Genomic DNA, 23,410 nt, shown 5'->3' with positions numbered 1-23,410 from the left:
ACATGTTGATGCCCCGCAAGGTCAAGCACCGCAAGCAGCATCACCCCAAGCGCTCTGGCATGGCCAAGGGCGGCACCGCGGTTTCGTTCGGTGAGTTCGGCATCCAGGCGCTGGAGCCGGCCTACGTGACGAACCGGCAGATCGAGTCGGCGCGTATCGCGATGACCCGCCACATCAAGCGTGGCGGCAAGGTCTGGATCAACATCTACCCGGACCGTCCGCTCACCAAGAAGCCGGCCGAAACCCGCATGGGTTCCGGTAAGGGTTCGCCGGAGTGGTGGATCGCGAACGTGAAGCCCGGCCGGGTCATGTTCGAGCTGTCCTACCCGAACGAGGAGACCGCTCGTGAGGCCCTGCGCCGCGCGATGCACAAGCTCCCCATGAAGTGCCGGATCGTGACGCGAGAGGAGCAGTTCTGATGGCTACCGGAACTCCGGCCGCAGATCTGCGCGAGCTCAACGAGGACGAGCTCGTCGCCAAGCTGCGCGAATCCAAGGAAGAGCTGTTCAACCTGCGCTTCCAGATGGCGACCGGTCAGTTGCAGAACAACCGTCGCCTGCGTGTGGTCCGTCATGAGATCGCCCGCATCTACACGGTCATGCGTGAGCGTGAGCTCGGCCTGGCCTCCGGTCCTGAAGGCAAGGGAGACGCCGCATGAGCGACGTAAAGGGCCCGGCCAAGACGCCGGCCAAGCAGGAGGATCGTGGTCAGCGCAAGGTGCGCATCGGCTACGTCGTCTCCGACAAGATGAACAAGACCATCGTGGTCGAGCTGGAGGATCGCGTGAAGCACTCGCTTTACGGCAAGATCATCCGCACCACCTCGAAGGTGAAGGCCCACGACGAGAACGAGATCGCCGGTGTCGGCGACCGCGTGCAGCTGATGGAGACCCGTCCGCTGTCCGCCACCAAGCGGTGGCGTCTGGTCGAGGTGCTGGAGAAGGCCAAGTAGGCTTCTCCGCGACTGACTGGTCGTAGATCGAAGGCCCGCTTCCCGTTTCGGGGGAAGCGGGCCTTCGTGCATTCCGGGGTTACCGGTAGGTAATGCGAGAGTTGTTCTCTCACATGTGAAGTCGTGTCGCGTAAGTCTCTCCGGACACGCTTCTGGTATTGGCGTTCACCCGGGTAGAAGCGCTATCTTTTTCGTGCTATGAGGGATGCTGTGACAACGACACCGGGTGCTTGGCGATCGAGTGACAACGAGGCGGTGTCCTTCCGTGACGCCGCCGTGGCCTGGGCCCTGGCCGCCCACGAGGCGCTGGCCGAAACCGCAAGCGGCTACGGCCATTTCGTAACCATCAATGAACTCGCCGACCGCGTCCAGGAGATGTCCGGCATCCGCACCGCCGCTCCCACCCGCACCTGGATGGACGCCATCCTGCGCAAGGTGGCCCGCCGCTGCCACAATGCCGGCGAACCGCCCCTGACGGCCCTGTGCGTCAAGCAGAACCACAAGGTGAGCGACAGCTACAAGTACGTCCTCGAACTCGCCCACCTCCCCATCCCCGCGGACATGGAAGTCCACGCTGCCTACGCCCGCTGGCAGTGCTACGCCGCCTACGGCGCAGACATCCCCGCCGACGGCGGAGTCCCGCCCCTCATCCCCAAATCCGGTGCACCCCTCAGCGTCACCCCCACCCGCATCGCCCCCGCCCCCAAGCCCGACCCCGAACCCCGCGCCGCGGTCTGCTCCTCCTGCTTCACCCAACTCCCCGCCAACGGCGTCTGCTACTACTGCTGACTCGGTCGCCGCGCACGGGGGCGTTCGGGATTTCAGAGGCTGCCGAGGTCGGCGGAGAGCCAGTATTGCGGGCGCATGCGGATGGTGACCATGTCGCCGTAGTCGGCGGAGGCTTTCAGGTAGGCCTCGGCCTTGTCGTCGGGGAGGTAGCGGGTGGCCATTTCGCGGTTCTCGGCGTCGGTCATGGGGGTGGTGGCGGTGATGGGGCCTTCGGCGGTGACGTAGCGGATGGTGGGTTCGAGGACCTGGGCCATGAGGCTGAAGCGGCCTGCGGACTGCAGGGCCAGGTTCTTCTTGGAGTCGGTGCCGGTGATGATCCAGAGGTCGCCGCCGGGGGCGTACTGGTACCAGATGGGGACGTTGAGGGGTGCCCGATTCGGGGTGGTTGCCACCGATAGCGCCCCGATGAGGGGCTGGGCGAGGAACTCCATGCGTTCTTGCGGTGTGAGTGCCATGTGATCCACGGTACGGCCTTCCCGGTGAATCGCAGGTCGGCGTGGGTCAGTGGACTCCGGGCGTCGCCCATTCCGGGATTCCGAAGAGCGCCACGCTGATCTGATACAGCTGTGGTGCGAGTTTCGGCAGTGCCTGGGGACCGGAGGTCTGCATGCAGTCTCGGATGCGGTCGTCGATGGCCCCGATGAGCGCTTCGAAGATCTCGGCGGGGATGTCGGCGGGGACTTCCCCGGTGCCGCGTCCGATCCGGAACGCGCCCTGCATGCGTTGTGCCAGCAGGGTTTTCATGCGTCTGCGTTGTTCGGCGACCACCGGACCGGCGGCGAGAGCTTCGATGTGCAGGGCGTGGGCGCATTCGGCGTTGTCCGCGAGCCGATTCAGGTACTCGGTCAGTGTGGTCCGGAGGAGTGCGCGCCAATCATCCTGTGGCACATCGCGAATGCTGGCGTCGAGGTAGCCGATGATCATGTCTACGGCGGCTTCGAACGCGCCGGTGAAGCATTCGTCGCGATCCTTGAACATCTGGTAGAAGGTGCGCCGCGAGACATTGGCACGGGCCACGATATCGGCGACGGTGGTGGCGGTGTAGCCGCGTTCGGCGACGGCCTCGAGGACGCCGAAGTACATGCGCATGCGCTGGGAGTGCAGGACCTCGGCCGGATCGATGCCGTGCGTCCCGCGCGGAAGTCGGCCACGGTCGATGCCGGTCTCCAGTCCCATCCCCCGAGCATAGAGAATCCGGCTCGTTGTGATTCCCGGCACTTTGCCCAACGAATGTGACGTGATACCGTCTCGGACACAGTATAGGTACGCCAGTGTTTACAAGCCTGGTGCGGCTGGGCAGGCCCGCATCAGGGAGGGGTTGGACGATGAGGATAATCCGGCAGAGACGCCGAAAACTGCTACCCATCAGTGCGATCGCGGTATCCGCAGTGGTGCTGGGACTGCTCGTGGCCCCGGGCACGGCACCGGCCGAGACAGCTCCCGATGGAGGTGCGCTGGCGCACAGCTGGGTAGCCGCGCACGACGGCCCGGCGAAATATCCCGGCCGCTATCAGAACGAAGTGTTCATCGACTTCGACGTGCCGATCGTCATGAGTGACGGCACTGTGCTCAAGGCCAACATCTACCGTCCCGTCGACGCCAATGGCAATCCGGTGACCACGCCGCTGCCGACCATCGTCAACCTCACGCCGTACACGAAGTTCGCGTCCTGGCTGGCCGACGTCGCGCTGTCGGTGCCGGCGCTGTCGGACGCGCTGCTCGAACTGGTCAACCGGATCGACCTCACGGGTACTCCACTGGAGTCCATCACCGACCTCACCCGCGTGCTGAGTGGCGGCGCGGCAAGGACTTTCGGCGTCGACCGCAAGCTGATTCAGCAGGGCTACACCCAGGTCGTCGTCGACACCCGCGGCACCGGCTACTCGCAGGGCTCCTGGCAGTTCTTCCAGGATCGGGAGAACCTGGATACCGTCGAGGTGATCGACTGGGCCAGTCGTCAGCCCTGGAGCGACGGCAATATCGGCATGAACGGCATCTCATACTCGGGCATCAACCAGTACAACGTCGCCGCGCTGAATCCGCCCGCGCTCAAGGCCATCTTCCCGGTGGAGGGCAGCACCGACACCATCGACGACGTGGCCGCGCCCGGCGGCGGGCTCGGACTGTTCGCGCCCGTGTACATCCTCGGCGTGGACGCCCTGCAGTTCCTCGGCGATCCGGCCGCGATGCTGCTGGGGCACTTGGACTTCAAGTGGCTGCTGGACCGCGTCACCAGCCCGGTCGAATTCCTCGACTACATGCTCATGGCCCTGGTACCGGATATCAGCATGCTGCCGGAGCCGCTGCGCAAGGCCCTGGAACCGGGTAGTCAGCTGCGGGAGGCGTTCACCGACAGCCACCCGGAGAACATTCAGGTGCCGACCTTCGCCTATGGCGGCTGGCAGGACATCTTCACCTCGTCGAGCGCCATGACCTTCGACCGGATCCCGCTGCCCGCCACGCACAAGAAGCTGGTCATGGGCGACACCTATCACGCGAATCCCGGTTCCGGACTGGGTAATCCGGGTGCGCCGCCGCGCCTGGACGTGCTGCAGATGGCCTGGTTCGACAAGTGGCTCAAGGGCATCGACAACGGCATCGACGAATACGGGCCGGTGGTCATGAAGCAGCAGGGCGGCGGGTGGATCAGCACCGGGCTGTACCCGCGCACCCAGGACACCGAGTACCGGCGCATGTACCTGTCGCCGGTGCGCAGTGGCACCGCCAACAGCATCTACGACGGTTCGCTCACCGCTGACGTGCCGGAAGACACTGCGCAGCTGACGGTTTCACCGGCGACCGGTCTCACCTCGCTGTGCTCACGGGAGGCGGCGGTCGAATCCGCGGGGGCGATGTCGATCCTCCCGTTCTGCGCCAAGGATGACCGCATCCACGAGCTCGGCGGACTGACGTTCACGAGTGCGCCGGTCGTGGAGCCGACCACCATCTCCGGGCCGATCAACGTGCACCTCAACACGCTCTACGACACGACCGAGGGCTACTGGGCCGTCACGGTGAACGATGTTGCGCCGGACGGGTTCTCGACGATGATCGCCAGCGGGCAACTCACCGCTTCGCTGCGTGCCGTCGATGAGGAGAAGAGCAGCCGCGACGCCGACGGCGACCTCACCGAAACCGTCTACCAGCTGCTCCTCGACACCCGGCAGCCGCTGGTTCCCGGTGTCGCGACCGCGCTGGATGTCGGCGTGAATCCGACCGAGGCGGTGCTGAAGCCGGGCCACCGTGTGCGAATCAACGTGTACGCCAGCAACTTCCCGCGTGGCATGCTGCTGCCGCCGGTGCTGGTGGAAAGTCGTGTTGCCCCACAGCATCTGGTGCTGGACCCGAACGAGCCCAGCTTCGTCAACCTGCCGCTGAGCCGCGCGATCGGCTAGACCACCGGCGGCAGGGTGAACCTGGGGGAGAAAAGCGAGAGGCCCGCTTCCTGATCGGAGGAAGCGGGCCTCCCGTCGTTCCGGCGAATCCATGCCGTCGGCGGCGTGGATCCCGGCCGGGACATGCCGGGACGACGAGTGGGGTTCGGCCGGTTACGCGACGGGCACGTGCAGGGTTTCGACGACTCGCACCAGCGGGGTGAGCTCGGTGTCCTCGGCGGCCTCGTCGAGGGCTTCGCGCAGCGCGGAATCGTTTGTGGGGCGCGCCTTTTCGAGGAGCTCGTGGCCTTCCGGGGTGACCTTGGTGTAGATGCCGCGGCGATCGTGCGGGCACAGGTAGCGCTCGAGCAGTCCCCGGTCCTCGAGGCGGGTGACCAGGCGGGTGGTGGCGCTCTGGCTGAGCACGACGGCGTCGGCGACCTGTTTCATCTGCAGCATGCCGCCGGTGCCGTCGTGCTGGCGGCTGAGCACGTTGAGCAGGGAGTATTCGCGCACGCTGAGGCCGTGTCCGCTCTGCAGGGCGCGTTCGAGATGGGCTTCGATGCGGCCGTGCAGCAGTGAGAGCGCGCACCAGCCGTCGGCGAGTGCGGTCATCGCGGGGTCGGTGGCGGTCATGGGTGCCTCCTTGTCGGGCTGCCGTCGGTGGTGCGTACCGGCTCTCACCAGGATAGACCACGAACGAAATAGTCAGCGCTTGCAATTATCGCGCGTCTGCAACTATTGTGAGTGCACGTAACGAGCTCTTGCAACAGTCGCTCTCGTAGTCGTCAGAGAAGGGGAATCCCATGCCGCTCGCGCTGCTGGCCCTCGCCATCGGGGCCTTCGGAATCGGCACCACCGAATTCGTGATCATGGGCCTGCTCCCGCAGGTCGCCGACGGTTTCGGGGTGGATATCCCGACGGCGGGCTGGCTGGTCACCGGCTACGCGCTCGGTGTCGTGCTGGGTGCGCCGATCATGACCGTGCTCGGCACCCGCATCTCCCGCAAGCGCATGCTCATGCTGCTCATGGGCCTGTTCATCGCGGGCAACCTGCTCTCCGCGGTCGCACCGGTCTTCGGTGTCATGCTGCTGGGCCGCGTGGTCGCCTCACTCGCGCACGGCGCGTTCTTCGGCATCGGCTCGGTGGTCGCCGCCGATCTGGTGGCCCCCGACAAGAAGGCCGCCGCCATCGCCTACATGTTCACCGGTCTCACCATCGCGAACGTGGTCGGCGTACCGATGGGCACCTTCGTCGGCCAGGCCGTGGGCTGGCGGGTGACCTTCGCCATCGTGGCCGCACTGGGTGTGGCGGGACTGCTCGGCGTGGCCAAGCTGATCCCCGAGATGCCGAAGCAGCAGGGTGTGCGCCTGCGCCATGAAGTGGCCGCCTTCAAGAACATTCAGGTGCTGCTGGCGCTCGGCATGACGGTCCTCGGTTTCGGCGGCGTCTTCGCGGCCATCACCTACATCGCCCCCGAGATGACCGAGATCACCGGCTTCGCGGAGGGTTCGGTCACCTGGCTGCTGGTGCTGCTCGGCCTCGGCATGGTCGCCGGGAACCTGGTGGGCGGCAAATTCGCCGACCGCGCCCTGATGCCCATGCTCTACATCTCGCTGACCCTGCTGGCCGTCACCCTGGCCCTGTTCACCCTGACCGCCCATTCCAAAGTCCTTGCGGCCCTGACGATCTTCCTCATCGGCGCGTTCGGCTTCGCCTCGGTCCCGTCCCTGCAGAAGCGCGTGCTCGACCGGGCCGGCGCTGCCCCCACCATGGCCTCGGCCATGAATATCGGAGCCTTCAACCTCGGCAACGCCCTGGCGGCCTGGCTCGGCGGCCTGACCCTGTCGGCCGGCCTCGGCCTCACCGCCCCCAACTGGGTGGGCGTCGTCCTGGCCGTCTCGGCCCTGGGCTTGGCGATCACCTCGGCCGCCCTCGAGCGCCGCGAACGCAATGCGGCAATCGTCGACAGCCCGGCGCGGGAACTCGCCGCGGCCTGACCAGCGATGGATCCCGGCCACAAACACGCCGGGATGACAAATGCCCGCCTCCCCAAAGGGGAAGCGGGCCTTCGCTTGTCATCACCGCGGTCGGCGACTACACCCAGTTCTTGCGCGGGCGGTTGCTGGAGGCGCGGCGTTCGGCCTCCTTGGTCTTGACGCGGTCGGCTTCCTTGCGGACCTCGACGAGGTTCTCGCGTTCGCGGATCAGCCATTCCGGCGGGTCGGCGAGCAGGCCGTCGATTTCCTCGGCGGTGAGGGCGTCGTCGATGCCCGCGCGGACCAGGCCGGTGTTGGACACTCCGAGTTTGCGGGCCACCACGTCGCGCGGGAACGGCCCGGTGCGGCGCAGTTCGGTGAGCCATTCGGGCGGGTTGGTGCGCAGCTCGTCGAGCTGGGCGCGGGTGACGGGCGAGTTCCGGAACTCCTCGGGCGCGGCGGGCAGGTAGATGCCGAGCTTGTTGGCCGCGGTCAGCGGCTTCATGGTCTGGGGGTTCTTGTCCGGGCTCACCTGATCAGGGTATCGGGCGCGCCCGGTCCGGCCGACCGCGCGGTGCGGTAGGCGCGGCGCGGTGCAATAGCCTGGACCCCATGAGCCGGTTCGAATCGATAGAGGTGCAGCGGCTGCGATGGTTCGCCGGGGTTGCGGAGGAATTGCACTTCGCGCGGGCCGCCAAGGCGCTGGGTATCTCGCGGCAGCGGTTGAGCCGGACCGTCATCGAGCTGGAGCAGGAGCTCGGCGCGAAACTGTTCGTGCCGGGAGACGGCCCGACCGAGCTCACCGACGAGGGCCGGGAACTGCTCGAGGCCGCGCGCGAGATCATCGCCCGGACCCCCGAGCCGCGGCCTGCCGCCGAGTCCGCCGGGGCCGAGCGCCTGCGGGTCGGATTCGTGCCGGGTGTGACGGTCACCAAGTGGGAGCGCATCTGGGGTGAGCGTTTCGCCGATATCGGCCTCGACTTGATTCCGGTGCCCATGAAGGAGCAGGAGTCGGCGCTGCGCACGGGTGCGATCGACATGTGTTTCGTGCGCCTGCCCATCGATCGTGACGGGTTGAGCGCGATCCCGCTGTATCGCGAGGTGCCCGTCGTGGTGGTGCCGAAGGATCATCCCGTGGCGGCGTTCGACGCGGTGGCCACCGCGGATCTGGCCGACGAGCGCATGCAGGACGCCTCCGATCTGGACGACGCCGCCATGACCATGGAGTTGGTCGCGGCGGTCAGCGGCGCGGCGATCGTCCCGCATTCCATTGCGCGCCTGCATCATCGGAAGGATCTGGTGTACCGCACGGTCACCGACGCCCCCGAGACCGAGGTGGTGCTGGCCTGGCCGGTCGCCCGGACCACCGAGCTGGTGGAGGAGTTCGTCGGTGTCGTGCGCGGGCGGTCGGAGCGCAGTACCCGCACCCCGACCCGTTCCGCGGACACGAAGCCGAAGAAGCAGCCTGCCAAGAAGCCGCAGCCCGCGAAGAAGCAGCCGCCCGCCGCGCGCGGCAGGTCGGGTGGCGCGAAGCATGCCGGGAAGCGACGGGGTCGCTGATCCGGTCGTAACCCCAGGTGGAAGCCCCTTCTCCAGTGTGGAGGCGGGCCTTCCGTCGTCTCAGGGGCAAGTTCGGTGATTTTTCAGGGTGCCGTCAGGGTTGCGCTATACGTATACGTCTACATATAGTGTTCGCAGACGGTTGATCACCCGTCATCTAGATCAGAACCGAAGCGGCGCAAGGGATTTCAGCCCACAGCGCCATGTTGTAGACGCATGCTCATATGCGCATTCAGAGATGAATTGGAGCTCGCCATGCCCGCAGATCTGCAGAAACCCACCCCCGACGCCGACGGCATGCAGGAGTTCGAACTGCGCGTCGGCCCCGGCGGCGGCCGCACCCAGCGCTTCACCGGCCGCCTGATCGCCGAATCCCAGCAGGTCACCAAGTCCGGCGCCGAGGTGGTCCAGGTCTACCTGAGCCGCAAGGGCAAGTTCGTGGTGCACCGTCACTACATCGACTGGAACGACTTCCTGCAGTCCGGCAAGAAGTCCTACCGCGAACAGAAGGAGGCCCTCGCGGGCGCCCGCGCGCACTCCGGCCAGTCCGATTTCGCCGTGTTCGGCGAGTGGGCCAAGGGCCTGAAGAACTGGCGCGACCTGGTCGGCTTCGGTGACGGCGGCGCCGGCGACTACACCCTCGACATTGTCGAAACCCTGGAGGAGCTGCGGGATCGCGTGCCCGCCAAGGCTTTCCGCATCGTCTCGGACGTGGTGCACAACCCGGCCGAAGAAGTACTCGACATCTGACGTTCGCGGCCGATTCCTGAAAGGAACCCTCCCGCATGTTCTCCGGACTGGGACGCTTCGTCGTCCGCTTCCCGTGGCTGGTCATCGGCGTCTGGCTGATAGCCATCGTCGCCATCGCGGCGACCGCGCCGAAACTCACCGCCACCACCGAGCAATCCGACTTCCTGCCTTCGCATTACGAGTCCATCCAGGCGATGGAGCTACAGGAGAAAGCGTTTCCCAACAGTGCGCCACCCGCCGCGCTCATCGTCTTCGCCCGCGAGGACGAACAGCCGCTGACCGAACAGGATTCGGCCACGGTGGCGAGCGTGGCGGCCAACCTGAGCGGCCGGAACATCCCGGATGTCACCGGGATTCAGGTGACGCCGCCCTCGGAGAACCGGCTCGTCCAGATCATCGCGGTGGGCATGACCAAGGTGACCGCACCCGATGACACCCGGCAGAGCGACGCGGTCAAGGACCTGCGCGAGGGCTTGAAAGAACAGGTCGAGGGCACCGATCTGAAGGCCGGTGTCACGGGTCAAGCCGCACAGACCATGGACCAGGTGGAATCCAGTGAGAAGGCGCTCGCCATCGTCGGCATCGCCACCATCCTGCTGATTCTGATCCTGCTGCTGGTGATCTTCCGCAGTCCGGTGATCGCGATCCTGCCGATCTTCGTCATCTTCGCGATCTCGATGCCCACCAACGGCCTGATCGGTTGGACGGCAGAGGCTTTCGACCTGAAGATCGACAGTTCGATTCAGGCGCTGCTGCTGGTCGTCATGTTCGGCGTCGGCACCGATTACATCCTGTTCCTGATGTTCCGCTACCGGGAGCGCCTGCGGCAGGGCGACGATCCGAAGACCGCCATGGCCAATGCCGTCACCCGCGTCGGCGAGGCCATCACGTCCGCGGCGGCCGCGGTGATCATCGCCTTCGGCGCGCTGCTGCTGTCCACGCTGGGGATGTTCCGGGCGATGGGCCCGGCGCTGGCCATCGCGGTGGGCGTCTGCCTGCTGGCCGGTCTGACCCTGGTCCCGGCGATCGTCTCGCTGCTGGGTACCAAGGTGTTCTGGCCGTCGAAGTCCTGGCAGCACGAGCCGACGGGTGCGCGTTTCGCGGCCATCGGCCGGGGGTTGGGCAAGCGGCCGGGCGTGTTCGCGGTCGCCTCCGGTGGCGTGCTGGTGGCGCTGGGGGTATTCGCCTTCGGTTTCCATCCGACCTTCGATATGAGCTCGGGCTCGACTTCGGACACCACCGAATCCGCGGTGTACGGCAGGGAATTGCTCAAGGGCATGCCCGCCGGGACGACGCAGCCGTCGCAGGTCTACCTGCATTCGGAAACCGGTCAGCCGCTGCAGGATTCCCAGCTGACGGCCTATGGCACGGGATTGGCGCAGGTGCAGGGCGTGGGCCAGGTGTCGCCGCCGCTGGTGTCCGAGGACAGGATGACCGCCGAATTCCAGGTGACGCTGAACTCCGCGCCGGAATCGGATGCCGCGCTCGACACCGTCCGGGGTCCGCTGCGCGATGCCGCGCACGACACCGCCCCGGCCGGCACCACCGCCGAGGTGGGCGGCATGACGTCGATCTTCGTCGACTTCCAGCACGCCATGAACCGGGACTACAAGGTGGTCTTCCCGGTGGCCGCGATCCTGATCATGGCCGTGCTGGCGCTGCTGCTGCGCAGTCTGGTGGCCCCCTGGTACCTGATGGCCTCGGTGTTCCTCGGCTTCGCCGCGACCCTCGGCGCCGCTGTGCTGGTCTTCCAGAACATGCAGGGTGATTCGGGCCTGATCTTCACGCTGCCGATCATCATGTACCTGTTCGTGGTCGCGCTCGGCACCGACTACAACATCCTGATGGTGGCCCGGCTGCGCGAGGAGGCGCGGGAGGGCAACGATCCGAAGGAGTCGGCGGCGCTGGCCGTGCGGCATACGGGTCCGACCATCGCGGCGGCGGGTCTCATTCTGGCGGGCACCTTCGCCTCGATGATGTTGTCCGGCAATACCGTGATGTCGCAAATGGGCTTCGCCATCTCGGTCGGTATCGCCATCGCGGCGTTCGTCATGGCCATGTTCTTCACCCCGGCGGTGACGGCCCTGATCGGCAAGCGGGCCTGGTGGCCCGGCCACGGCGGGGATTCCACTGCGCCGCAACCGGATTCGGACTACGTGCACTGGAACGACAAGGACTGGTCGCAGCCCTACCAGGATGTGGAGCGGTGACACCACTCGCTGGTGAGTAATGCCCGGGTCGGCAGCGTGATACACGCTGCCGACCTACCGGCAGGCAGATTAAGGGCTGGCGCGGACAGGTCGGTATGGGAAGGATGGGCTGCAAAGCCCGCGGTCGTACCTTCGAAAGGACTTGTCCCGCATGTTCTCCCGATTAGGGCGTTTCGTTGTCAAGCAGCCGTGGTTGGTGATCGGTGCGTGGTTGGTCGCCATCGTCGCCGTGGCTCTCCTGGCCCCCAAGCTGACCTCCTCCACCGACCAGGCAGACTTCCTGCCCTCCAGCTACGAGTCGATCGAAGCGATCGAACTGCAGCAGCAGGCTTTTCCCGATAGCGCCACCCCGGCCGCGCTGATCGTCTTCGCGCGCGAGGACGGCGGCCCGCTCACCGACGCCGACGTGGCCGCCGTGACCGGCGTCGCCGCGAAGCTGACCGAGCGCAAGCTCGAGGACGTCACCGCGGTCGCCCCCATGCCGCCCTCGGAGAACCGGCTGGTGGAGATCGTCGCCGTGGGCATGACCAAGGTCGACGACCCCGCCGACACCACCCAGACCGATGCGGTGAAGACGCTGCGCGAAGCGTTGGAAGAAGACGTGAAGGACACCGGCCTGAAGGCCGGCGTCACCGGATCCGCCGCGCAGCAACTGGATCAGCAGGAATCCAGTGAGAAGGGCTTGGCGATCATCGGCATCGCCACCATCGTGCTGATCCTGGTGCTGCTGCTCGCCATCTTCCGCAGCCCGGTGATCGCACTGCTGCCGATCATCGTCATCGGCGGTGTCTCCGTCGTGGCCACCGGCCTGATCGCACTGGTGGGCAAGGCTTTCGACATGAACTTCGACAGCTCGGTGCAGCCCATGCTGACCGTGGTGCTGTTCGGCGTCGGCACCGACTACATCCTGTTCCTCATGTTCCGCTTCCGCGAACAGCTGCGGGCGGGCGCGGATGCCAAGACGGCCGTGGTGAATTCGGTGGAGCGCGTGGGCGAGGCCATCACCTCGGCGGCGGCCGCGGTGATCATCGCCTTCGGCGCGCTGCTGCTGTCCACGCTGGGCATGTTCCGGTCGCTGGGCCTGGCGCTGGCCATCGCGGTGGCGGTGGCGCTGGTGGCGGGTCTGACCCTGATCCCGGCGATCGTTTCGCTGTTGGGCACCAAGGTGTTCTGGCCGTCCAAGGCTTTCCAGGTGGAGCCGAAGGCGGCCCGGTTCACGGCCCTGGGTGCGGCGCTGGGGCGCAAGCCCGGCCTGTTCGCCATCGCGTCCGGCGGCCTGCTGGTGGTGCTGACCCTGTTCGCGGTGAGCTTCAACCCGACCTTCGACCTGAGTTCGGGGTCGACCTCGGACAGCTCGGAATCGACTGTCTACCAGAAGGAATTGCTCAAGGGCATGCCCGCGGGCACCACGCAGCCCTCGCAGGTGTACCTGCGCGGTGACGGCGGTGCGCTGAACCAGGATCAGCTCGCCACCTACCGGACGGCGCTGGCCGGCGCGGACGGCGTGGATCAGGTATCGGAACCCACTCTGTCGCAGGACCGTTCGGTCGCCGAGTTCCAGGTGACCCTGAACTCCGCGCCGGAATCCGATGCCGCGCTGGAGACGGTGAAGGGCCCGCTGCGCACGACCGCGCACGATTCGGCTCCGGCCGGCACCACCGCGTTGGTCGGCGGCATGACCTCGATCTTCGTGGACTTCCAGGCGGCCATGAACCGGGACTACGCGGTGGTGTTCCCGGTGGCGGCGCTGCTCATCATGCTGGTGCTGGGCGCGCTGCTGCGCAGTGTGGTGGCGCCCTGGTATCTGATGGCCTCGGTGTTCCTGGGCTTCGGTGCGACGCTGGGTGCGGCCGTGCTGGTTTTCCAGCACCTGCAGGGCAATTCGGGTCTGATCTTCACGCTGCCGCTGATCATGTACCTGTTCGTGGTGGCGTTGGGCACCGACTACAACATCCTGATGGTGGCGCGCCTGCGGGAGGAGGCGCAGGAGGGTCATGATCCGCATCAGGCGGCGGCGCTGGCGCTGCGGCATACGGGTCCGACCATCGCGGCGGCCGGTGTGATCCTGGCGGGCACGTTCGCGTCGATGATGCTGGCGGGCAACAACGTGCTGTCGCAGATGGGTTTCGCGATCTCGGTCGGCATCGTGATCGCGGCGTTCGTCATGGCCATGTTCTTCACCCCGGCGGTCACGGCGCTGATCGGTAAGCGCGCGTGGTGGCCGGGTCACGGTGGGGATGTGCGTCCGCATCAGGTGGATCTGCAGAAGTCGGAGTGGGCGCGGACCCCGTACGACTCAGCCGGTCGCTAGCCGAAACAGTCTGACTGGAGTCTGTTTCAGTTTTTTCCCGAAAGTGCCCACCGGCGAACTGGACAACCGATACAGTTCGCCGGACCGCACACCAAGCGGTAAGGCACCGAGGGAGTTTCGACATGACCACGTCCGAGAACAAGCGCATCGCACGACGAGCGGGCACCGGCCTGACCGCGCTCGCCGCGATGGCCTGTTCGGCGGCACTGGCCGCGCCACACGCGGCCGCCGTTCCCACCGGTCTCTCCGTCAACGCCCGCACCATCTACGCGGCGTGCACCTACGAGATCACCGCCACCTTCGACCACTGGTTCGAGGCCTGGTTCTACGACAACGGCCTCGTCATCGCCGGTAGCCCGATCAAGCCGACCAACGGCAAGGCCACCATCCAGTGGACGCCCAAGAAGGCCGGCACCCACACCCTCGGCGTCCTGTCGGGTTCGCTCTGGGAACTCAAGGTCGACGTGCTGCAGCCCACCCTCACCGGCAGCGCCACCTGCGGCGCCTCCCCGCTGGGATTCCTGGGCTCCTGAGGCCCGGTCCGGCGCGTGTCCCGACCCGCCGGACCGAGAGGCCGGCTGACACCATTCCTCTGTTCCCTGGTCAGCCGGTCTCACCCCCTCGAGGGGAGAACAGCTCAGCGCATGGTGTGCCAGACCAGCGCCGCCGCGAGCGCGCCCGCGCCGTTCACGGACCAGTGCAGCGCTATGGGGGCGAGGAGGCTGCCGCTTCGGCGGCGCAGCCACGTGAACACGGCCCCGGCCGCGGCCGTGGCGATCACCGCGAGGGCGATGCCGAGAATCTGACCGGCGACCCCGCCGCCCAGAATCGCGGAAAGTCCTTTGTTGCCACTGGTCAGCCCCAGTGACGAGGCGATGTGCCAGAGGCCGAAAAGCATTGACCCGGCCATGAATACGCCACGCGCGCCGACCACTCGATCGAGGGTGCCGTGCAGGACGCCGCGGAACGCGAGCTCCTCGGGGATGGCGGTCTGCAGCGGGATGACGATCATCGACGCGATGAGCGCACCGGAGATGGTGGCGTAGCGATCGGCCAGGAAGAACGGGCGGGTGATCGGGAGCAGGGCGCCGATCAACACCGCGGCGAGCACCACACCGACCGCGGCGAGGGCCCAGATCGACCCGCGTCGCCACTGGCTCGGGCACAGGCCGAGTTCGGCCCAGCCCAGTCCGCGTCGGCGGACCATGGCCAACAGCACCACGGCAGCGATCGGAACCGTGACGATGTTCGCCCACGGGGTCGTGAAGTGGGCGATTAGATTCGTGCAGGTCAGAACCACAATAACGACGGCTACGTCAATGTAGGCGTGCATGCGGTGGCGCAGCTTGGCGGGTGCTTCCGGCAGCACGGCGACCGCACCGTTATCGTTTCGAGACATCGCGGCCAGTGTACGGACGATTCCTTAAGAGGGACTACAAATGTGGCCAATACCCACTCTCGGGGGAAACTCCCAGGGGTTTCGCCACCGACCCTCTCAGGGCTGACGCCCGGTCCACCCCTCGTAGTCGTCCCACGCCTGCAGGGTGCGCTCGGTCTCGAACCGTCGCATCTCCCGCGTGATCGGATCGGGAAACTCCAGCGCAGAGGCCAGCAGCTGCAGCGGACGGGTGTAGTCGTCGACCGGTTTATCCGTCAGCTCGGGATAGAAGTCGTCGCCCAGAATCGGGATGCCGAGCCCGTTCATATGCAGCCGCAGCTGATGCGTCCGCCCTGTCCTGGGGCGTAGACGGTAGCGCCCGAGCCCGTCGCGGTGCTCGAGCAGTTCGAGGCGGGTTTCGGCATTGGGTTCGCCCGGCACCTCGAAGGCCTGAAGTACCTGCTTCTCCTTGATGATTCGGCTGCGGATCACGCGCGGCAGCTCGAGTTCCGGATCGAAGCGGGCGATGGCCTCGTACTCCTTGTGGACGAGGCGCTTGTGGAACATGGTCTGGTAGGCCCCGCGCCGCGCCGGGTTGACGACGAACAGCACGAGCCCGGCGGTCACCCGGTCGAGCCGGTGCGCGGGAATCAGATCGGGCAGGTCGAGGTCGTTGCGCAGCCGCACGAGCGCGGTCTGCAGAATGTGCTGCCCGCGCGGAATGGTCGACAGGAAGTGTGGTTTGTCGGCGATGAGGATGTCGTCGTCGCGGTGCACGATGCCGATCTCGAACGGCACCTCGGTCTCCTCCGGCAGATCGCGGTGGAACCAGACGGCCCCGCCCGGCACATACGCGGTGTCGAGGCCGATCGGCCCGTCCAGATCCACGATGCCGCCCTCGCGCAGCAGCTCGTCGATGCGGGCGGCGGGTACGCGGGGCAGCCGCTCCACCAGATGGTCGCGGATGGTCGCCCAGTCGCCCTCGTCGGGCAGTCGCAACCGGGCGGGGTCGAGCCCGTGCCGTTTCGGTAGCGGCGGTTGCTGCCTGCGTCTCACCGGTCGACCTTATCCATCGCGCGGGCGTCGCCCGAGGTCGCGGCATGTCGAGTGTGGGTGCGGTCACCGGCACCGGGTACGTTTGCCGGACCAGCAGCCGGGGAGGTCCACCGTGTATCCGAACAACGAACCGCCGCAGGGTGTACCGGGTCAGCAGCCGCCGTACGGTGCGCCCGGTTACCCGATGCCGCCCGCCTATCCGATGGGTGCGCCGCAGTCGCAGAAGACGAACGGTTTCGCCATCGCGTCGTTCGTGCTGAGTTTCCTCACCCTGTGTGGCGCGGTGCTGGCGATCCCGTTCGGTGTCATCGCCCTGAGCCAGATCAAGCAGCGCGGGGAGCGCGGCAAGGGTCTGGCCATCGCGGGCCTGGTGATCGCCGGCCTGTGGATTCTGCTGGTCGCGGCGGCCGTACTCATCAATCTGGTGGTGCCGGACCAGCCGGGTACGAAGTCGGTGGGTTCGGTGAAGGTCGGTGACTGCATCGCCGATATCAGCGAGTCGCAGTTGGTGTACTCCACCAAGACGGTGCCGTGCGATCAGCCGCACGACGCCGAGGTGTTCTATCAGTTCGATCTGTCGGGCGGCTGGCCCGGCGCGGACGAGGTCATGGCGAAGGCGGACAGCACCTGCACCAGCAAGCTGGAGGCGCTCTACGGCAACAGTCCCAAGCTGGGCCAGCTGAGCCCGTTCATGCTGTATCCGCCGGACGAGCGGAACTTCAAGAAGAGCCGTGAGGTCACCTGCATGCTGGTCATGACCGATGACAGCAAGCTGACCGGCAAGGTGCCGCGCTAGAACCCGCGCAGCCGGTCCGGCGTGATCCGGACCGGTACCGAGTAGGCCGCGTAGAACTGCTCGTCGGTCATTTTGATCTCGGCCAGACCCTCGGTGTATTTCTTTGTATACGAGGCGATTTCGTCCTGGCCGGGGGTCTCCTCGTCGATGCGCGCGGTGCCGGTGAGCACCACCACGTCACCGCCGCTCCGGGTCGAGTTGAGGTGCAGCGAAACCCGCGGATTGCGTTCGAGATTACGGAGTTTCGCCTTTCCGGGTTCGCTGAAGAGCAGGAATTCCGTTCCGTCCCAGAGGAACCAGACCGGATTGGGCTGCGGCGTCCCGTTGGACGCCAGGGTGGTCAGCCAGATGACGTTGTCCTTGTGGAGTCGTTCGGTGACGTGCTTGCCGAAGTCGGTGGCGGTGTCGACGACAGGGGTGTCAGCGGTACTGGTCATTTCGGGTTGAACAGCCGGGAGGGGAGTGGGATTCCCCGCATCCATCCGTCGCTTGCATAAGTTAGCCTTACCTATCTTTGTCCTGATCTTCTGTGGATCAGGGCATCTCGGATGAGGCTGAGAGGCAGGACTATGACGGTGGACGTGGCGCCGCCACCGGCGGCGGGGGAATCCGTGCCGGACGGGAAAACGGCGAAAGCCGAGGCCAAACAGCGCAGGCAGCGGGAATCGCTGGCCCGCAAGGAGATTCTCGCCCCGGTGAGCGGAACGCTCACCCTGGCGAGCCTGATCGTGGCCGTCGCCTCGATCTGCGCGGTGGTGCCGTTCCTGCTGATCGTGGAGGCGTGCCGGGAACTGCTGGCCACCACCGTGGACACCGATCGCGTCTGGCGGCTGCTGCTCATCGCCGTCGTGCTGCTGGTGGTCCGCGCGGTGCTGCAGGCCGTCGCGCTCACCTGGTCGCACCTGGTGGACGCCGGTTTCCAGCTGACCCTGCGCCGCCTGCTGGCCGACAAGCTCACCCGGGTTCCGCTGGGCTGGTTCGGTGAACGCACCTCCTCCGAGGTCAAGAAGTATCTGCACGACGATGTGGAGGCGCTGCACTACCTGGTGGCGCACGCCCGCCTCGACTTCGTCGGTTCGGTGACCATCCCGCTGGTGACGCTCGTCTACCTGTTCACCGTGGACTGGCGGCTCACCCTGGTGCTGCTGCTGCCGCTGGTGATCTACGTGCTGTGCATGAAGAAGATGCTCGACGAGCCCGGCCGCGAGCGCATCGCGACCTACAACGCCGCCGAGCAGCGCACCCGCGAGGCCACGGTGGAATTCGTGGACGGCATCCAGGTGGTGCGCGCCTTCGGCCGGGCGGGCAAGGCGCACAGCGTCTTCCAGGACGCCGTCGACCATCAGACCGACAGCCTGCGCCGCATGAAACTGCCCACCATGTCGGTGCAGTCGCTCTCGGACGCCGTGGTGTCGCCGGTGTTCGTCATGCTGCTGGTGGTGCTGGCGGGTCTCGCGGGCGTCGGTGCGAACTGGATCGACCCCCTCGACGTCCTGCCGTTCCTGCTGGTGGGTCTGGGTCTGGGCAGTTCGCTGCTGGGCCTCGGCTACGGCGCGCAGGCGCTGCGCACCGCGGGTGATGCCGCCCTGCGCCTGCACGGCCTGCAGGCCACTGCCGAACTGGCCTCCGGCGCACCGGATTCGGAGGTGGCCGTGCCCGCGGCGGACGCGGTTCCGGCGGGTCTGGTCCGGTTCGAGGGGGTGGACTTCGGCTATCGCGCGGACCATCTGGTACTGCGCGGCGTGGATCTGGAACTCGCGCCCGGCACGCTCACCGCGCTGGTCGGCCCGAGCGGTTCGGGCAAGTCCACGCTGGCCAAGCTGCTGCCGCGCTTCTACGACGTGGCGTCCGGCCGCATCTCCATCGGTGGCCGCGATATTCGCGACTTCAGCAGCGAAGAGCTGTACCGCACCGTGGGTTTCGTCTTCCAGGACGTGCGCCTGATCCGCGGCAGCATTCGCGACAACCTGCTGCTGGCCAGGGCCGACGCCGACGACGCGGCCCTGGAGCGGGCGGCGCGCGCCGCCCAGATCCACGATCGCATCCTGGCCCTGCCGCGCGGCTACGATTCCGAGATCGGCGTCGACGCCACCCTCTCCGGTGGTGAGGCGCAACGGCTTTCGATCGCCCGCACACTGCTGGCCGACACCCCCGTGCTGGTGCTCGACGAGGCCACCGCCTTCGCGGATCCGGAATCCGAAGCGGCCGTGCAGGATGCCCTGGCGGCGCTGGTCGCCGGGCGCACCGTGCTGGTCATCGCGCACCGCCTGCACACCATCACCGGTGTGGACCGAATCCTGGTGCTGGAGAACGGTGTCCTGGTCGAACAGGGTGATCACGAAACCCTGCGCGCGGCGGGCGGCCTGTACCGGCGGCTGTGGGACATCAACGAGGCGGCGCTGGACGTGGTCATGGAGGGAACCCGATGATTCGCAAGGTCTTCGCGCTGGTGCCGCGCGAATATGCCGCGCTGACACCGCGATTGCTGTTCGTCATCGTGCTGCAGGCGCTGTGCCAGGCGGCCGCCTACGTGCTGCTGGTGCCGGTGCTCGAGGCGCTGTTCGACGGCGACACCGGCGCCGCCTGGCGTTGGGCGGCGGCGCTGGCGGTGGCCGTACCGGCCTCGCTCGCACTGGGTTTCGTGCAGGCCGTACTGGGTCTGCGGATCGGCGTCGGCATGCAGCAGGGCCTGCAGACCCGGCTGGGCGATCATCTGAACGCGCTGCCGCTGGGCTGGTTCGAGACGCAGAACGCGGGCGCGCTGTCCCGGCTGGTGGTCGAGAACGTGCGGGAATGCCAGGGTCTGGTCGCCTATCTGGTGGCCAAGATGCTGACCGGTGTCATCGTGCCGCTCGGGGTGGCGGTGGGCATGCTGTTCGTGGACTGGCGCATCTCGCTGGCCATGCTGCTGGCCGCGCCTGCCCTGTATCTGGTGAACCTGTGGGCGAATCGCTCCTATGCCGGCTCCGACGCGAAGCTGCACGAGGCGTCCGCCGAGGCGAACGCGCGCGTGCTGGAATTCGCGCAGGCGCAGCCGGTGCTGCGGTCCTTCGGCGCGGTGGGTGCGGGGAACAAGGCGTTGGATTCGGCGCTGGCGCAACAGCGTAAGGCGGCCTCCGCCCTGCTGCTGGCGAGCGTGCCCGGCCTGATCGTCTTCTCGCTGTGCGTGCAGGCGGTGTTCCTGGTGCTGGTGTATCTGGTGGTCGGGCAGGTGACCGGCGGCTCCATCACGGCGGCGGCGGCCATCGCGCTGATCGCGGTGAGCTCCCGCTTCATCGAACCGCTGAATCAGGCCGCGCAGCTGGGCACCGCGCTGCGGACCGCCGCGGCGGCCGCCGACCGGGTGACCGCGCTGCTCGCCGAACCCACACTGCCGCAGGCGGATTCCGAGGTCACCCCGGGTGCGCCGAGCGTGGTCTTCGACAATGTGAGCTTCGGCTACCGCACGGGCGCGCAGGTGTTGTCGGAGGTGTCGTTCACCGTCGAGGCGGGCACCACCACCGCGATCGTCGGTCCCAGCGGTGCGGGCAAGTCGACGGTGCTGCGGCTGGCGGCGCGTTTCCACGACGCCGATTCCGGCCGAGTCCTGGTGAGCGGCCACGATGTTCGTGAGCAGCCGTCGCACACGCTGCTGGGTCAGCTGTCGCTGGTGTTCCAGAACGTCTACCTGTTCAACCGTTCGGTGCTGGAGAACATTCGCGCCGGTCGTCCCGACGCCACCGACGAGCAGGTGCGCGAGGCCGCCGCCGCGGCGCGCGTGGACGAGATCGCGCAGCGCCTCCCGGACGGCTGGGACACCGCCGTCGGCGAGGGCGGCGCGTCCCTGTCCGGCGGTGAGCGCCAACGGGTCTCGATCGCGCGCGCCCTGCTCAAGGATGCCCCGGTGGTGCTGTTGGACGAGGCCACCAGTGCGCTGGATCCGCAGAGCGAGGCGGTCGTCGTGCGCGGTGTGCACGAGCTCACCCGCGATCGCACGGTGATCGTGGTGGCGCATCGTCTGGCCACCATCGCGCACGCGGATCAGATCCTGTTCATGGCGGCGGGCCGCATTGTCGAGCGCGGCACCCACGAGGAACTGCTGGCCCTCGACGGTCGCTACGCCGCCTTCTGGAACGAGCGCACCCGTGCTTCGGGCTGGCGTCTGGAATCGGTGCACGCGTAGGGATATTCGCAGCGGTGTGGTGAAAGCGGCGAAAACCCTGGGCATTCCGAGGAATGCCCAGGGTTTTTGTTGTCCGCGTGAATATTTCACTGTCCGCGATGGTGTGCCGTGCGCCGGTCGGACACCGGTGGGATCAGAGGTTGCAGGACAGCCCGGCGTAGTAGGCGACGGTGCACTCGGCTTCGCGGGTGAGTTTCCAGGTGCCGTCGATCTCGCGCCAGGACAGTTCGATGTTCGGGAAGGTCCCGTATCCGTCGACGGTGACCTGGAGGTTGGCGGTCACGGTGTCGCCGTTGACGTTCACCGGTCCGGCCAGTACCCAGCGCAGGCTGGGGACGGTGTTCATGACGCCGCCGACCTGATCGAGCAGTGGCAGCCCGGCTTCCCCGGCCTCCAGCTCGTTCGCGCGGGCCGGCCGCGAGGCGCCGGTGTTCAACGCGAGCCGCAGTTTGGCGTCGAGGTCGCCGAGTCCCGGTTGCGCGGTCCGCAGGATCGGCGCGGCCTGCGCGGGCGCGACCACGGCGGCCTGGATGCCGCCGAGCACCGCGGTCGCCGCGAAAATCGCTGCTCCCAGCTTCTTTCGGGTGGTGGTGAGCATGTGTTCTTCCCCTCCTTCTGATCCGGTGGGCCGTGCGCGAGGCGCTGACACCCACAGGCAATATAAGGTAAGCCTATGCAAACATGGGAGGGGGCCCAGTTTGGCTGTGACGCGAACGCACCTGTTCGCGTGGAGAGAGAGTGTGAACCGGTGAAGACTCTGCTGGTCGTCGGCGCGGGCCCGAAAGCCCTTGCGGTAGCCACGAAGGCCCATGTCCTGCGGAAACTGGGCCTGCCCGCACCGCGCGTGGTGGTGGTCGAAGCGCATGCGGTGGGCGGCAACTGGCTGCCCAGCGGCGGCTGGACCGACGGTCAGCACCGGCTGGGCACCAGCCCGGAGAAGGATGTGGGCTTCCCGTACCACACCACCTGGGCACGCGGCCGCAACCGCGAGATCAACGAGGCCATGCAGGCCTTCAGCTGGACGTCGTTCCTGGTCGATCAGGGCGGTTACGCCGAGTGGATCGATCGCGGCCGCCCGAGCCCGCAGCATCATGTCTGGGCCAAGTACCTGCAGTGGGTGGGGCATCGGATCGACCTGGAACTGGTTGCGGGACGGGTGACCTCCATCGCCCCGGCCGCCGACGGCTGGCTGGTGTCGGTCGCCGACGCGGACGGCGTCCCCACCCAGCTGGACGCGGACGAGCTCATGATCACCGGTCCCGGCCGCAGCACCCGCGCGCTCGCCGATCATCCGAAGGTGCTGAGCATCTCCGAGTTCTGGGAGCTGGCCGGCCGGCGCGCGCTGCCGGTGTCCTCGCGGGTCGCCGTGATCGGCGGCGGCGAAACCGCGGGTTCCGCGCTGGACGAACTGGTCCGGCACGAGATGCTGACCGTGTCGGTCATCTCGCCCATGGCGACCCTCTACACGCGTGGCGAGAGCTACTTCGAGAACTCGCTCTACAGCGACCCCGGCAAGTGGAACGGCCTGACGATCGAGCAGCGCCGCGATGTCATCCGCCGCACCGATCGCGGAGTGTTCTCGGTGCGCGTGCAGGAGAGCCTGCTCGGCGACAATCGCGTTCACCACCTGCAGGGCAGGGTGATCCGCGTGGCCGATCAGGGCGAGGGGGTGGCCCTCACCCTCAGCAACGCGTTGCGCCCGGACCAGGTGCACACCTTCGATCTGGTGGTGGACGCGACCGGCGGCCAGCCGCTCTGGTTCCTCGACCTGTTCGACGCCGATGCCGCGGATCTGCTGGAGCTGGCGGTGGGCGGCCCTCTGAATCAGGCCCGCCTCGAGGCGACCATCGGCTACGACCTGGCCGTGTCGGGCCTGGAGGCCAAGCTCTATCTGCCGAATATGGCTGCCCTGAAGCAGGGTCCGGGCTTCCCGAATCTGTCCTGCCTGGGCGAACTCTCGGACCGCGTGCTGCGCCCGGCCCCCGGTAGCGGGGAGGCCGAGCGCTCCGAGGTGAACGGTGCGGCCACCCCGACCGTTCCGGCCCACGACGCGGCGCGCGTGGCCGCCGGCCCGACGCGATGAGGTTTCCCGCC

Annotated in this window: 23 protein-coding genes; 15 read left to right on the top strand and 8 right to left on the bottom strand. The window is 67.2% G+C overall.

The genetic code is table 11. From position 1 onward, the window contains the following. Positions 1–2 precede the first annotated feature (2 nt). The 4 genes from rplP (at position 3) to JK358_RS12820 (ending at position 1,740) form a co-directional block, all read left to right on the top strand. The gene (gene rplP / locus JK358_RS12835) at positions 3–419 is read left to right on the top strand and encodes a 50S ribosomal protein L16 (RefSeq protein WP_040804212.1); all 417 of its coding nucleotides are present in this window, start codon (positions 3–5) and stop codon (positions 417–419) included. Next, complete coding sequence (rpmC, locus tag JK358_RS12830) at positions 419–658, top strand: 50S ribosomal protein L29 (protein ID WP_201947105.1); 240 nt, start codon at positions 419–421, stop codon at positions 656–658. The genes rplP and rpmC overlap by 1 nt, the downstream gene beginning before the upstream one ends. Continuing rightward, positions 655–951 (top strand): 30S ribosomal protein S17, encoded by a 297-nt coding sequence (gene rpsQ, locus JK358_RS12825; RefSeq protein WP_201947102.1) that lies wholly within the window; start codon positions 655–657, stop codon positions 949–951. The genes rpmC and rpsQ overlap by 4 nt, the downstream gene beginning before the upstream one ends. A gap of 210 nt (positions 952–1,161) precedes the next feature. After that, a complete protein-coding gene (locus JK358_RS12820) occupies positions 1,162–1,740 on the top strand; it encodes a hypothetical protein (protein WP_307817488.1) in 579 nt (192 codons plus the stop codon). 32 nt (positions 1,741–1,772) lie between these two features. On the opposite strand, the gene JK358_RS12815 is transcribed toward JK358_RS12820, so the two are convergent. Together JK358_RS12815 and JK358_RS12810 are read right to left on the bottom strand one after the other, a co-directional pair. Then, complete coding sequence (locus JK358_RS12815; RefSeq protein ID WP_201947100.1) at positions 1,773–2,195, bottom strand: pyridoxamine 5'-phosphate oxidase family protein; 423 nt, start codon at positions 2,193–2,195, stop codon at positions 1,773–1,775. Between the two features lie 46 nt (positions 2,196–2,241). Further along, positions 2,242–2,916 (bottom strand): TetR/AcrR family transcriptional regulator, encoded by a 675-nt coding sequence (locus JK358_RS12810; RefSeq protein ID WP_201947098.1) that lies wholly within the window; start codon positions 2,914–2,916, stop codon positions 2,242–2,244. A 149-nt stretch (positions 2,917–3,065) separates the two neighbouring features. On the opposite strand from JK358_RS12810, the gene JK358_RS12805 reads away from it, so the two are divergent. Beyond that, positions 3,066–5,135 (top strand): CocE/NonD family hydrolase, encoded by a 2,070-nt coding sequence (locus JK358_RS12805; RefSeq protein WP_201947095.1) that lies wholly within the window; start codon positions 3,066–3,068, stop codon positions 5,133–5,135. A gap of 153 nt (positions 5,136–5,288) precedes the next feature. Here the strand turns inward: JK358_RS12805 and JK358_RS12800 are convergent, their stop codons facing one another. Further along, a complete protein-coding gene (locus tag JK358_RS12800) occupies positions 5,289–5,750 on the bottom strand; it encodes a MarR family winged helix-turn-helix transcriptional regulator (protein ID WP_201947094.1) in 462 nt (153 codons plus the stop codon). A 170-nt stretch (positions 5,751–5,920) separates the two neighbouring features. On the opposite strand from JK358_RS12800, the gene JK358_RS12795 reads away from it, so the two are divergent. Further along, positions 5,921–7,114 (top strand): MFS transporter, encoded by a 1,194-nt coding sequence (locus tag JK358_RS12795; protein ID WP_201947093.1) that lies wholly within the window; start codon positions 5,921–5,923, stop codon positions 7,112–7,114. Positions 7,115–7,211: 97 nt separating this feature from the next. On the opposite strand, the gene JK358_RS12790 is transcribed toward JK358_RS12795, so the two are convergent. Further along, positions 7,212–7,625, bottom strand: coding sequence for a DUF5997 family protein (locus JK358_RS12790; RefSeq protein WP_201947092.1), 414 nt, complete (start codon positions 7,623–7,625; stop codon positions 7,212–7,214). Positions 7,626–7,705: 80 nt separating this feature from the next. Between JK358_RS12790 and JK358_RS12785 the strand changes: the two genes are divergently transcribed. The 5 genes from JK358_RS12785 to JK358_RS12765 all read left to right on the top strand — a co-directional run bounded on the left by JK358_RS12785 (position 7,706) and on the right by JK358_RS12765 (position 14,457). Beyond that, complete coding sequence (locus JK358_RS12785) at positions 7,706–8,653, top strand: LysR family transcriptional regulator (protein WP_201947091.1); 948 nt, start codon at positions 7,706–7,708, stop codon at positions 8,651–8,653. A 255-nt stretch (positions 8,654–8,908) separates the two neighbouring features. Continuing rightward, positions 8,909–9,403: an EXLDI protein gene (locus tag JK358_RS12780; protein ID WP_201947089.1), complete on the top strand. Its 495-nt coding sequence runs from the start codon at positions 8,909–8,911 to the stop codon at positions 9,401–9,403. 35 nt (positions 9,404–9,438) lie between these two features. Further along, positions 9,439–11,613 (top strand): MMPL family transporter, encoded by a 2,175-nt coding sequence (locus JK358_RS12775; RefSeq protein WP_201947087.1) that lies wholly within the window; start codon positions 9,439–9,441, stop codon positions 11,611–11,613. Positions 11,614–11,809: 196 nt separating this feature from the next. Continuing rightward, positions 11,810–13,924 carry an MMPL family transporter gene (locus JK358_RS12770; protein WP_307817498.1) on the top strand — a complete coding sequence of 705 codons (2,115 nt, stop codon included), beginning with the start codon at positions 11,810–11,812 and terminating at the stop codon, positions 13,922–13,924. 122 nt (positions 13,925–14,046) lie between these two features. Continuing rightward, positions 14,047–14,457, top strand: coding sequence for a hypothetical protein (locus JK358_RS12765; protein WP_201947083.1), 411 nt, complete (start codon positions 14,047–14,049; stop codon positions 14,455–14,457). 104 nt (positions 14,458–14,561) lie between these two features. Here the strand turns inward: JK358_RS12765 and JK358_RS12760 are convergent, their stop codons facing one another. Beyond that, on the bottom strand, positions 14,562–15,257 hold the full coding sequence (locus JK358_RS12760; RefSeq protein WP_232851250.1) for a CPBP family intramembrane glutamic endopeptidase: 696 nt from the start codon (positions 15,255–15,257) through the stop codon (positions 14,562–14,564). Positions 15,258–15,419: 162 nt separating this feature from the next. After that, entirely contained in the window at positions 15,420–16,358 is a 939-nt protein-coding gene (locus tag JK358_RS12755) for an RluA family pseudouridine synthase (RefSeq protein ID WP_201947079.1), read from the bottom strand. Between the two features lie 112 nt (positions 16,359–16,470). On the opposite strand from JK358_RS12755, the gene JK358_RS12750 reads away from it, so the two are divergent. Then, entirely contained in the window at positions 16,471–17,154 is a 684-nt protein-coding gene (locus JK358_RS12750; protein WP_201947077.1) for a DUF4190 domain-containing protein, read from the top strand. Here JK358_RS12750 and JK358_RS12745 read toward each other — a convergent pair. After that, positions 17,151–17,591: a TIGR03667 family PPOX class F420-dependent oxidoreductase gene (locus JK358_RS12745; RefSeq protein WP_201947075.1), complete on the bottom strand. Its 441-nt coding sequence runs from the start codon at positions 17,589–17,591 to the stop codon at positions 17,151–17,153. The genes JK358_RS12750 and JK358_RS12745 overlap by 4 nt on opposite strands. A 132-nt stretch (positions 17,592–17,723) precedes the next feature. Between JK358_RS12745 and JK358_RS12740 the strand changes: the two genes are divergently transcribed. Together JK358_RS12740 and JK358_RS12735 are read left to right on the top strand one after the other, a co-directional pair. Continuing rightward, positions 17,724–19,583, top strand: coding sequence for an ABC transporter ATP-binding protein (locus JK358_RS12740; RefSeq protein ID WP_201947073.1), 1,860 nt, complete (start codon positions 17,724–17,726; stop codon positions 19,581–19,583). After that, positions 19,580–21,316 carry an ABC transporter ATP-binding protein gene (locus tag JK358_RS12735; RefSeq protein WP_201947071.1) on the top strand — a complete coding sequence of 579 codons (1,737 nt, stop codon included), beginning with the start codon at positions 19,580–19,582 and terminating at the stop codon, positions 21,314–21,316. The genes JK358_RS12740 and JK358_RS12735 overlap by 4 nt, the downstream gene beginning before the upstream one ends. Before the next feature lie 133 nt (positions 21,317–21,449). Here JK358_RS12735 and JK358_RS12730 read toward each other — a convergent pair whose 3' ends face one another. Next, positions 21,450–21,914 (bottom strand): MTB12 C-terminal domain-containing protein, encoded by a 465-nt coding sequence (locus JK358_RS12730; protein WP_201947068.1) that lies wholly within the window; start codon positions 21,912–21,914, stop codon positions 21,450–21,452. A 150-nt stretch (positions 21,915–22,064) separates the two neighbouring features. On the opposite strand from JK358_RS12730, the gene JK358_RS12725 reads away from it, so the two are divergent. Next, entirely contained in the window at positions 22,065–23,399 is a 1,335-nt protein-coding gene (locus JK358_RS12725) for a SidA/IucD/PvdA family monooxygenase (RefSeq protein WP_307817487.1), read from the top strand. The last annotated feature ends 11 nt before the right edge of the window (positions 23,400–23,410 follow it).

The organism is Nocardia acididurans (assembly GCF_016741815.1).
GTDB classification, from domain to species: domain Bacteria; phylum Actinomycetota; class Actinomycetes; order Mycobacteriales; family Mycobacteriaceae; genus Nocardia; species Nocardia acididurans.
This window is presented reverse-complemented; position numbering and strand designations above follow the sequence as displayed.